The 10,866-nt window shown below is 61.5% G+C and carries 10 protein-coding genes and 1 tRNA gene; 5 read left to right on the top strand and 6 right to left on the bottom strand.

Annotated features, from left to right (window positions below; genetic code table 11):
• Together NW804_RS10105 and NW804_RS10100 are read right to left on the bottom strand one after the other, a co-directional pair.
• Positions 1–602: coenzyme F420 hydrogenase/dehydrogenase beta subunit N-terminal domain-containing protein (locus NW804_RS10105; RefSeq protein ID WP_414423461.1), on the bottom strand; the 602-nt coding region annotated here is incomplete at its 3' end.
• A gap of 123 nt (positions 603–725) precedes the next feature.
• A complete protein-coding gene (locus NW804_RS10100) occupies positions 726–1,358 on the bottom strand; it encodes a response regulator transcription factor (protein WP_414423460.1) in 633 nt (210 codons plus the stop codon).
• A gap of 311 nt (positions 1,359–1,669) precedes the next feature.
• Here NW804_RS10100 and NW804_RS10095 point away from each other — a divergent pair, with 311 nt between their 5' ends.
• Together NW804_RS10095 and NW804_RS10090 are read left to right on the top strand one after the other, a co-directional pair.
• Positions 1,670–3,721 carry a ribonuclease catalytic domain-containing protein gene (locus tag NW804_RS10095; protein ID WP_414409613.1) on the top strand — a complete coding sequence of 684 codons (2,052 nt, stop codon included), beginning with the start codon at positions 1,670–1,672 and terminating at the stop codon, positions 3,719–3,721.
• A 58-nt stretch (positions 3,722–3,779) separates the two neighbouring features.
• On the top strand, positions 3,780–4,775 hold the full coding sequence (locus NW804_RS10090) for a phosphate ABC transporter substrate-binding protein (RefSeq protein ID WP_414423459.1): 996 nt from the start codon (positions 3,780–3,782) through the stop codon (positions 4,773–4,775).
• Positions 4,776–4,780: 5 nt separating this feature from the next.
• Here the strand turns inward: NW804_RS10090 and NW804_RS10085 are convergent, their stop codons facing one another.
• Positions 4,781–5,902, bottom strand: coding sequence for an LptF/LptG family permease (locus NW804_RS10085; protein ID WP_414420350.1), 1,122 nt, complete (start codon positions 5,900–5,902; stop codon positions 4,781–4,783).
• A 246-nt stretch (positions 5,903–6,148) separates the two neighbouring features.
• Here NW804_RS10085 and NW804_RS10080 point away from each other — a divergent pair, with 246 nt between their 5' ends.
• A complete protein-coding gene (locus NW804_RS10080) occupies positions 6,149–7,603 on the top strand; it encodes a pyruvate kinase (protein WP_414423458.1) in 1,455 nt (484 codons plus the stop codon).
• Between the two features lie 12 nt (positions 7,604–7,615).
• Here NW804_RS10080 and lptB read toward each other — a convergent pair whose 3' ends face one another.
• A complete protein-coding gene (gene lptB, locus NW804_RS10075) occupies positions 7,616–8,344 on the bottom strand; it encodes an LPS export ABC transporter ATP-binding protein (protein WP_414393426.1) in 729 nt (242 codons plus the stop codon).
• Between the two features lie 174 nt (positions 8,345–8,518).
• Here lptB and NW804_RS10070 point away from each other — a divergent pair, with 174 nt between their 5' ends.
• Entirely contained in the window at positions 8,519–8,926 is a 408-nt protein-coding gene (locus tag NW804_RS10070) for a pentapeptide repeat-containing protein (RefSeq protein ID WP_414420847.1), read from the top strand.
• A gap of 100 nt (positions 8,927–9,026) precedes the next feature.
• Here NW804_RS10070 and NW804_RS10065 read toward each other — a convergent pair.
• A tRNA-Leu gene (locus NW804_RS10065) sits at positions 9,027–9,107 on the bottom strand.
• 61 nt (positions 9,108–9,168) lie between these two features.
• Entirely contained in the window at positions 9,169–10,113 is a 945-nt protein-coding gene (locus NW804_RS10060) for a PLP-dependent cysteine synthase family protein (protein ID WP_414423457.1), read from the bottom strand.
• 152 nt (positions 10,114–10,265) lie between these two features.
• Here NW804_RS10060 and NW804_RS10055 point away from each other — a divergent pair.
• Positions 10,266–10,866 (top strand): cob(I)yrinic acid a,c-diamide adenosyltransferase (locus NW804_RS10055; RefSeq protein ID WP_414423456.1); only part of this gene is annotated, 601 nt, incomplete at its 3' end.

Genomic DNA, 10,866 nt, shown 5'->3' with positions numbered 1-10,866 from the left:
AGATGTGTATAAGAGACAGACACATAGAGCTTCTCCAGGCCCAGCTTGTTCTCCACCGCCCGCAAAGCCTGAATCTGGCAGCCTACGCCGATGACCAAGAGGCGCTTGAGGCCGCTTTGCTCTACCTCCTCTAAGACCGACAAGTTGGGCGATAGCGTTGGCTTGTTAACCCGCGCCGCCAAAACTGCCTCCGGGGTACGCGCCAAGATAGGCCGCGGCTGAAAGCGATCCTGGGGATCCGCCTGCACGCACACCACGCCTTCTACTAGGCCGCTGCTGAGGGCCTTCATGCCAATGCTGCTGACAATACCCGTCCACTGGGCACCAGGGATCGGATCCCGCTTGCGGGCCGTGTACATTGCCTCGTAGACGCCGAAGTAGTCGGTATCGCTGACAGCAGGCGACTTGGAGCGCAGCGATTCTCGGGATCGCCCGTGGGTTTGCTCTTCCAGGTGGGTAAATTGCTGGTTTAAAAAGGCACAGGCCTCTTTGACATGGGCGACATAGCGGGTATCGCAGAGGCCGCACTGGCTACACAGCTCTTTGGCTGGATAGTGGCCGGAGCGAATGGGCCGAGCCGGACGCGGTGGACGAGATCCCATAAGGTCTAGACCCTAGCCGACACAGGAGCCCTGGGCGGGTACCTCCTTACAGTTTGCCGCCAAAACCGCAGACAGCGCGCAGAGAAGTTGAGAATCCGCGCTCCTGCCAAGTCCTTAGCTCCCTTAGCCTCTGCCCAAACCACTTTCTATGGCCCAGCGGGCCAGCTCGGTGCGATTGTGCAGGCCGGTTTTGGCTAGCATGTTGCTGACATGGCTTTCGATGGTGCGCTGGCTCACCCCCATCACCTCGGCAATCTCGCGGTTGGACATGCCCCTGGCTACGTACTGGAGCACCTTGGTTTCCGTGGGAGTAAGCTCAACTTCTCGATCTAGCTGGATGACCGGCTGAACGGGGGCACCTTGCATTTGCAACAGGCGCTCCGTGCGTTTGAGGGTAGCTTCCACCTGCGCCACCAGCTCTTCCGGTTCAAAGGGCTTGACCAGGTAGGCGTCTGCCCCCGTATTGAGCCCGCGCACCCGATCTGCCGTTTGCCCCCGCGCCGAGAGAAAAATGACCGGGATCCAATCCGTGGCCCTATCGGAGCGAAGGGTCTGGACAAAAGTGTAGCCATCCATCTCCGGCATCATCACATCGCAGATGATGAGATCCGGAATCAAGCGGCGCATCACCTCCAGGGCTTCCAGACCATTGCTGGCTGCCACCACCTCGTAGCCGCGAAACTCCAGGTAATCCTTCACCAGGAGGACGAGATTGGGATCGTCATCAACAACCAGTAAGCGCTTTGGGGCGTCCACGGCTAACCTCGTCGTTGCTGGCAAGCCCAGATGACCGGGACTTGCTAGGTAAACTTTTGGAGATGGAGAGACCCAGAATCTACGGCCAAGATTCTACCTTGCTCCTGATGGTTTCCACTGGCTTGTGTAGATTTTCTTCAACCAGCTAGGAGGGGCTTCAGCAAGCTCTGCCTTGGGATCCCTGGCAGCTAGCAGCCTCCACCTAGCCTTTTAGGGTAAGTTTGCTTGGCGGGTTTTTCCCATAGTCAAGGAAGGCAGAGCTAGGGGAGAATGTTGAGAGCAGCAAGCGTGAGCCTGGCTGGGTAGAGAGGGTGGAAAAGGGTACGCTGGTAGAGTTTCGCCACAATAACGAGCGGCTATTGGCTGTAGTTCAGGGCACGGAGGGCAAAAAGAACCTGCTGTTGGAGGTGCCCTCAGGGCAGGTTTACAGCGTTCACCCCCGCCAAATTACGTTTGCCCTGAACGGCAATTCCAACTTTACCGTTTCCGACATCCCCAGCTTTTGGCAGGCGGTTCAGGCGAAGCTGGATCCCGAGAGCTTGGCTTTGGCCTGGGAATTGGTTCAGGAGGAGCGGCGGCCCCTGAGCCTGTCGGAGATGGCGCAGTTGTTGTTTTCCGACGATTCGCCGGTCTCCACCTATGCAGCCTACCGCCTTTTGAGCGAGGATTACATTTACTTTAAGGAGAAGGGAGAAGGCTACGAGCCGCGCCCGCCGGCACAGGTAAAGGAAATTCTCCATCAAATTGCTGTCGCCCAGCAGCGGCAGCAGGAGCAGGCCGAGTTTGAGGCCCGCCTAAAGGCAGCGGTGGCCCAGCCTGGGCAAAAGTACACTTGGACCCCGGCGGAACGGGCTCGTCTGGAGCTGTTGGAGCGCTTAGCTCTGCAGGGAGCACCCGATAGCCTTCGCAACTACGAGGACCTTTCCCACAACCTCACCCCCTCGGATCGCGAGCGGGCTTCCCACCTGCTGCGGCTCCTGGGATTCCCCGACACGCCCCAGGGAGCTTTTGAGGCGTTGGTGGCTTTGGGACTGTGGAGCCGCCACGAGAACCTGGCCCTGCGCCTTACGGGGATCCCCACCCAGTTCCCCAAAGAGGTGGAGCGCTACACCCAAACTTTGCTGGGCGGCCCCCCTCCCTTCCTGGAGTCCCATCGGCGTCGGGATCTCACTCATCTTCACACCTACACCATTGACGACGCCAGCACTCGCGACATCGACGATGCCCTCAGCGTCGAGTTTTGGTCGGAGGACGAGGCGAAGCTTTGGATCCACATTGCCGATCCCAGTTGTTGGGTGCAGTGGGGGGATCCTCTAGATCTAGAGGCCCGCCGGCGGGGTACCAGTGTCTACCTGCCAGAGCGGGTGATCCCGATGTTCCCGCCAGAGCTGTCCACTGGTCCTATGAGTTTGGTGCAGGGGGAGGTGCGGCCTGCCCTTAGCTTTGGCATTCGCCTGGGAGGCGACGGGGCGGTGCGCGACTACGAAATTTGCCTTAGCCAAATCCAGGTAAACTACCGCCTCACCTACGACGATGCCGACGAGATGCTGGAGTTGGAGGCAGAGCCGCAGCTGACAGCCATTGCTCGGGCAGCCCGCTGGCGCTACACCTGGCGACTTGGGCAAGGGGCGATCCCTATTGGCCTGCCGGAGCAGGACATCAAGGTCATCGACGAGATCCCCCACCTGCGCGTTATTGAGGATACGCCGGCGCGGCAGATGGTGGCGGAAATGATGGTGCTGGCCGGCGAGGTAGCCGCTCGCTTTGCCCGCCAGCATGGGATCCCAGTGCCCTACCGCCTGCAGCCTGCTCCCGAACTGCCCCCGCCGGAAGTTTTGGAGCTGTACCCCCAGGGGCCGGTCAGGTCCTTTGCCATCATGCGGTGTCTGTCGCGGGCAGAGGTGGCCACGCAACCTGAGCGGCACGCGGGCCTGGGCCTTGATGCCTACTGCCAGGTAACTTCCCCAATTCGCCGCTACCTGGATCTGGTGGCGCACTACCAGATCAAGGCCTTTTTGCGCGGGGATCCCCTGCCCTTGACAGAAGCCGAGGTACAGCAGGTGTTGCTAGGCATTGAGCCAGGCACGGCCGAGGCCGCTCAGGTGGAGCGCAAGTCCAAGCGCTACTGGAGCATTGAGTACCTGCGCCAGCGACCAGGGCAGACTTGGCGGGCCTTGGTTCTGGGCTATCTGCGCGAGGAGGAGAACCTGGTGATGGCCATGCTGGATGAGATTGCCTTTCGCGTGCCGGTGCGCTTGGAGCGGCAGGTGCCGCTGGGGGCCTGGATTGAGTTGGAGGTCCTCCAAGCAGATCCCCGTGCCGATGTGATTGAGTTGCGGGAGGTAAGAGACTTTGCTCCCTAAAGAGGGGGGTAGCTGATACAACAGAGGAGGGTTATCCCCGTTCCCCAGGAGGAGTTCCATGGCCACACGACCTTCTGGCCCGCCGCCGATTGTCTATATTCTCCTGATTGCCATCTTGGGGTGGGGCGGCTGGTATGCCCATCGTTCAGGCTTGCTCAGCTCCTGGCTTAGCCGCACCTCTGGGAGCCCGACTGCTCAGCCGCAAGCCCCAGCGGCACCCAACCTTCCCCAGGCACAGGCCCCCAATCCCCCTGCCAGCTCCGTTAACCTGGACACTTCCCTGCCCAACCCGGCGGTGCTGCAGATGGATGGCAGCGTCACGATGGTCCGCATCGTCTTGGCCTTGAAGTCTGGCTACAGCCAGCGCAACCCCAGCATCCCCATTACCTACGGGATCCCGGATGGCAAGCCCAACGGCTCCAATGCTGGCCTTAAGGCGCTGATGGAGGGCCGCATCCAGCTTGCTGCCAGCTCCCGCCCCCTCAACGCCACGGAGGTGCAGGCGGGTTTGCAGGCCATCCCAGTGGCCAAGGATGCGCTGGCGGTGGCGGTGGGGGTCAACAACCCCTACAAGGGCGGCCTGACGCTGCAGCAATTGGCCGATATCTTCCAGGGTCGGATTACCAACTGGAGCCAGGTGGGCGGTCCGGATCGGCGGATTCGTGTCCTCAACCGCGCTCCCCAGAGTGGCACCTACAGCGTTTTCCAAGAGCTGGTGTTGCTGGGGCTGCCCTTTGCCCCCGACAACCCCCCTTACTTCACCACCGCCACCGAAGATGTCACCACTCCTCTCCTGCGGGCGCTGGGGGAAGACGGCATCACCTACAGCACCGTGGATCAAGTGCAGAACCAGCAAACGGTGAGGATGGTGCCCATCGACGGCCAGATGCCCACCCGCGAGGCCATTCAAAGTGGCCGCTACCCGCTGGCCCGCAACGTGTTCTTGGTGGTGCCGCGAAAGACCAGCCCCGTGGTGGCTGACTTCATTAACTACGCCCTCTCGGATCAAGGCCAACAGATCATTGGCCGCACCGAGTTCATCCCGCTGCGCTAGCCAGCCTAGCGGTTGGCGCGGTAGAGCAAGGCCCCCCCTATGCCTAGGCAGACGAAGTTGGGCAGCCAAGCTGCCACCTCTGGCCCCAGCGTCCCGATCTGCCCCAGCGCCTGGCTGACAAACAGGAGCACATAGTAGGCAAAGATAATCAGCACGCTGAGGCCCAAGCCCAAAGAAGAACTGGTGCGCTGGGGTCGTAGGCCCAGCGGGGCCCCGATCAGGGTGAAGGCCAGACAGGCAAAGGGGATGGCGTACTTCTGGCTAAGGTTGACCTGGAGGCGGCGTACCCGCTGCAGATCCCCTGAGCTGGCAAGAACCTCAATGTAGCGGCGCAGCTCTGGAATGTTCATCTCCTCGGGGCTGCGAACCTCCTGGGCCAAATCCAGCGGCGCCCGCGACAGACGCAGCTCCTGGCGGGCAAAGGTGGCGATGTTGCTGTAGGTGCCGTCGGGCGAAACGATGTAGGTGGTGCCCTCCTCAAACACCCAGAGGTTCTCCCGGGGATCCCAGCGCCCCCGCTGCGCCAGCAGAATTTGACTGAGAGCCTCGTTAGAGACATCCAGGACGATCACGCCGCGCATCTCTTGGCCATCGAAGCTGCGGGCGTAAAACTGACGGGTTAGCCCTTGCCGTCGGGAAAAGCTGCCATCGGGCTCCGGCGTGAGGATCTCGCCAAATTCTTGGTAGAGGATGTTCTCGCGGCGAAAGTCAGGATGCCGGTTCAAAGCGCGGTTTAAAGTCAAGGCTGCCTGGCGATTGCTCACCGGCACCACCAGCTCGTTGAACAGAAACGTTAGCGCCGTTACCAACAAGCTGAGCAGGACAGCCGGCACCACCAGGCGGTAGAGGCTCACGCCGCAGGCGCGTAGAGCCGTGATCTCGCTATCGGCAGACAGGCGCCCATAGGCCAGCAACGTCGCCAACAACATTGCCATGGGAAACGTCAAGACGATGATCCCCGGTGCCCGCAGCAGAAACACCTGCAGGGCCACTGAAATCGATAGCCCCGCCTCCACCACCAGGCGCACCAGCTCAAACAGAGAGCTCACGGCCATCACCAGGGTGGTAAACGCCCCCACCCCAAAGAGAAACGGCAGGAGCATCTCGGAGAGGATGTAGCGATCCATCAGGCCTACTGCACAGACGAGGGAGAGCCTGCGGCAAGACTGCTTGACCGAACAAGGAGTGGGGGGAGAGGAGAGTTTCACGCAACCTAAGGGTAGTTGGGACAGCAAGCCCTTCGCCCAAGAGGTGAAGGCTGTTAACGACTTTAGACCGGAACCTTGGGGAACAAAAGGTTAATTCCCTCCCTTTCTCAATCCAATCCGCCTACGATCGACCTAGGCGGGCAGAGAACTGGGCTGGGTTCCAGCATGGCTTCTTTTCATCTCAAGGGTTTGCTGGAGCGGCTCCTGGAGCTACGACAGCAGGTTGTCGAGGGATCCCAGAACTACCTGGCCGCCTGGGGCTGCCTTGGGAACCCTCCTGCAGCCCTCTGCAACCTGGCGCGCTACCTGGCGCTACGCCAACACGATCTGCGCAACCTGCAATTGGAGCTGGCTGCGGTGGGGCTGTCCTCGCTGGGACGGTGTGAATCGCGGGTCTTAGAGACCCTGGATGCGGTGATCGCCACTTTGGCAGCCACGCAGGGCCTAAGCCACAAGGGGCCCAGCTATGAGGAGTTTTACGCTGGGGACATGGCGCTGGAGCAGCATGCTGAGGCGCTGTTTGGCCCTCCTTCTCCCCACCGCCGCGCCCGCATCATGGTGACCCTGCCCAGCGAAGCTGCCGAGCAGCCCGAGCTGCTGCTGCAACTGCTGCAACGGGGGATGAACGTGGCCCGGATCAACTGCGCCCACGACGATCCCCTGGTGTGGGAGAAAATGGTGGCCCACTTGCGCCAGGCCGAAGCCCAGACTCAACGGCGCTGCAAGATTTTGTTCGACCTGGCCGGCCCCAAGATCCGCACGGGCCCGGTGGCCATGCCCCCCGGCAAAGCCAAGGTGTACCGCGGGGATCGCCTCCTGCTCACGGCAGCCATGCCGCCGGTCACCTCTGACCCCTCTTGCCAGGTGGCTTGCACCCCGCCAGAGATCTTGGCGCACCTGCAGGTGGGGGCAACTGTCTGGATCGACGACGGCAAAATCGGCGCCCGTGTCGTAGGGATCGAGCCGGTAGGGGTGGTGCTGGAGGTGGACAAAGTCGCCCCGCAGGGCAAGAAGTTGCGGGAGGGAAAGGGCCTCAACTTTCCCGACAGCCAGCTCCCGATCCAGCCTCTGACCGAGAAAGATCGCCAAGACTTGGACTTTGTGGTGCAGCATGCCGACCTGGTGGGCTATTCCTTTGTCCAGCAGCCGGCAGATTTGCAGTTGCTGTTTTCTGAGCTGGAGCGGCGCCAGGCCCGTCCTGATCTGGGCTTGCTCCTCAAGATTGAAACGCAGCGGGCGGTGAAAAACCTACCCGCCTTGATCGCGGCCGCCGACGGCTGCCGACCGCTGGGGGTGATGATTGCCCGGGGGGATCTGGCCGTAGAGATAGGTTGGCTGCGCTTGGGGGAGATCCAGGAGGAACTGCTGTGGATCTGCGAGGCGGCCCATGTGCCGGTGGTTTGGGCTACGCAGGTGCTGGATCAGCTCACCAAAGAGGGCCTGCCCTCGCGGCCTGAGCTTTCCGATGCGGTGCTGTCTGCCCGCGCCGAGTGCGTCATGCTCAACAAAGGCCCCTATCTCCTCGAGGCAGTTGCCCTTCTGGATGAGCTGCTGGCCCGGATGCAAGCCCACCAACACAAGAAAAGCCAACGCCTGCGAGCTTTGTACTCCTGGCGCTAAGCCAGAGCAGCCTCAAAGACGAAACTTCTCCCCCAGGTAATACTTGCGCACCAAGGGATCCGCCGCCAGCTCTGCTGCCGTGCCCTTGGCCAGAATGGCTCCCTCGTTGAGAATGTAGGCCCGGTCGGTGATCTCCAGCGTCTCCCGCACGTTGTGGTCGGTAATCAAGACGCCGAGGCCCCGCTGCTTGAGCTTGGCCACCACCTCCTGGATGTCGGCCACCGCAATGGGATCCACCCCCGCAAAGGGCTCATCCAGCAGCAAAAATTTCGGCCCGTGGATCCCAGCAGCCAGGGCGCGGGCAATCTCGGCGCGGCGCCGTTCTCCCCCCGACACCTGCAAGCCCAAACTGTGGGCCACATGGGCAATGCGGAACTCCTCGAGCAGGTGGTTGAGGCGCTGCTGCCAGAGGCGGCGAGGCACCCCCGTCTGCTCCATAACTAGCAGCAGGTTGTCTTGAATGCTGAGGCGGCGAAAGATGCTCGGCTCCTGGGCCAGGTAGCCGATCCCCAATTGGGCGCGGCGATGCATGGGCAGATGGGTAATATCTTGGTCATCTAGCCAGACATGGCCGCGGTTGGGCTGGATTAGGCCAGTCATGATGTAGAAGGTGGTGGTTTTCCCCGCTCCGTTGGGCCCCAGCAACCCGACGATTTCCCCTTGCTCAATGCTCAAGCTGACATCCTTGACCACCTCGCGGCGGCCATAGCGCTTACAGATGTTTTCCAGTCGAATCTGCATAGGGCCAGCCCAGGACTAGACGCTTTTTCCTAATCAATGCTGGCGGATCCCGAAAGCTAGTTCCAGCAAAAGCAGTGGGCCCCACCGCCGCTCCAGGAGGTCCAGATGCCCCTATCCTGGGAGCAATGCAGGACAACCTCGCTCCGCTGGGTTGTTGTCGTTAACTTGGCTACCATGAATTTCCCTCTCCAAGCTTCCGCTATTCTGGCGCTGCTGACCACGGCAACGGTTGCCTCCACTGCCGCTGCCACCCCCAACGCTTGCTTCCTGCGCTACCTGCTGGCTTCCAAAGCCTGCCCCAACTGCCGTCTGGGAAGCAACCTGGATCTGGCAGAAGCCAACTTCCAGGGTGCCGACCTCATCGAGGCCAACTTGGAGCGCGCTATCCTGACCGGCGCCGATCTCAGCGGTGCCTACCTGGTGGGAGCCAATTTGCCGCAAGCCAACTTGCGCGGCGCCAATCTTAGCGGTAGCTACCTGGAGGGGACGGATTTGCGCGGTGCCGACCTGCGGGGGGCTAATCTCTCTACGGCGCGGACTTGCGCGGGGCCGATCTGCGTATGCCAACCTGGTTGGAGCTGACCTGCGCTTTGCCCGCACCCAAGGCGCACGCCTTCAGGGTGCTGTCCGGGAGTAGCGCAAAGAGCTCCCTCTAGGAGAAGTGTCAAGCGTGAAAGCTCACTGCGGATGGCGAGACTCGAACTCGCATGGCAAAGCCACACGCCCCTCAAACGTGCGCGTATACCAATTCCGCCACATCCGCGCTAGCTGGACTCCTGCTATCCTAGCAGCAAAAAGGCCGGGGTGTTAAGGGGCCGGCAACCCTAGTCCTCGGTCCAAAACCGCTCCGAGAGGTACTTGTCGGCCCCGTCGCAGAAAATGGTGACCACCACCCCCCTGGAAAGTTGGCGAGCCACCTCAAGGGCAGCCACCACATTGGCACCAGAAGAGATGCCCACCAGTAGCCCTTCCTCCAAAGCTAGGCGCTTCACCATCTTCTGGGCAGCTTCGGTGGAAACCTCGAGGTGCCGGTCCGGCAAGCTAGGATCGTAAATCGCTGGCTTGAGGGCCGTGGCCATGTGCTTGAGGCCTTCGAGGCCGTGGAAGGGGGAGTCCGGCTGCATGGCAATGATCTGGATATCAGAGCGGTACTCCCGCAGGCGTCGCCCCACCCCCATGCAGGTGCCGCTGGTGCCTAGCCCGGTTACGAAGTGGGTGACCTGTCCCTGGGTTTGTTCCCAGATTTCCACCCCTGTGGTCTCGTAGTGGGCCTGCCAGTTGGCGGGATTGCTGTACTGGTCGGGATAGAAGTAGAGATCGGGGTTTTCGGCGTAGAGAGCGCGGGCTTTCTCGATGGCCCCATCGGAGCCGAGGGCTGGATCCGTGAGCACCAAGTCCACCCCGTAGGCAGCGAGGATCTTCTTGCGCTCTGGGCTAGCGTTGGCCGGCAGGGCCAGCTTCACCTTGTACCCCAAAGCTGCCCCTATCCAGGCATAGGCAATGCCCGTGTTGCCGCTGGTGGCATCCAGGATAATCTTGCCAGGCGTAAGCTTGCCCTCGCGCTCGCCAGCGCGAATCATGTTCAGGGCCGGGCGATCCTTGACCGAGCCGCCGGGGTTGTACCACTCTGCTTTGCCGTAAACTCGCACCGCTGGCGGCAAATCAGCAGTAACCCGCCGCAGGCGAATGAGCGGCGTCCGTCCCACCAGCTCAATGGGGCTCTCGACCGCAGGGGGCAAGGGGCGAGAAGAAAACGCACTCGGGTACAAGCGGGATCCCTCGCTAGACAAGCACTGGACTGGACAACCATTGCTCATCTTATCCCGGTGTTCGTCAGTTCCAGCCTCTTCTGGGCTTCCCCGGCTCCTTTAGCTAGACTCTAAGATGGGGGTTAGCAAAAAGCACTTTGGGCAACAGCAGGATGCGGAGCGGCAGGGCAGAAATCGGCATTGTAACGGCGCAACAATTTGATCGCCGGCGAGGTCAGATCCACGTCTACGACGGCGAGGGCAAGGGCAAGTCACAGGCGGCTCTGGGGGTTGTGCTGCGTTCAATTGGGCTGGGGATTGAAAACTCGGCCCCTAGCCGGGTGTTGCTGGTGCGGTTTCTCAAGGGACCGGGCCGCACCTATGCAGAGGACGCCGCGATTGCCGCTCTGCAGCGGGGCTTCCCCCACCTTATCGATCAACTGCGCACGGGGCGAGGAGAGTTCTTCGGCCCCGACGAGATTACCAAGTTTGACCGCCAAGAGGCTCGCCGCGGCTGGGATGTAGCCAAGGGGGCGCTGGCATCGGGCTTCTACTCGGTGGTGGTGCTGGACGAGCTAAACCCGGTGCTGGACCTGGGCCTGCTGCCTGTGGATGAGGTCGTCAGCACCCTCAAGCAAAAGCCAGAGGAGATGGAGGTCATCATCACCGGGCGGGGCGCCCCCAAGGAAATTATCGACCTAGCAGATCTGCACTCGGAAATGCGCAGCGTGCGGCGGGCGGCGGATCCCCAGAACCTGTCTCTTATACACATCT

Source organism: Synechococcus sp. WC10meta, from assembly GCF_047461475.1.
This window is presented reverse-complemented; position numbering and strand designations above follow the sequence as displayed.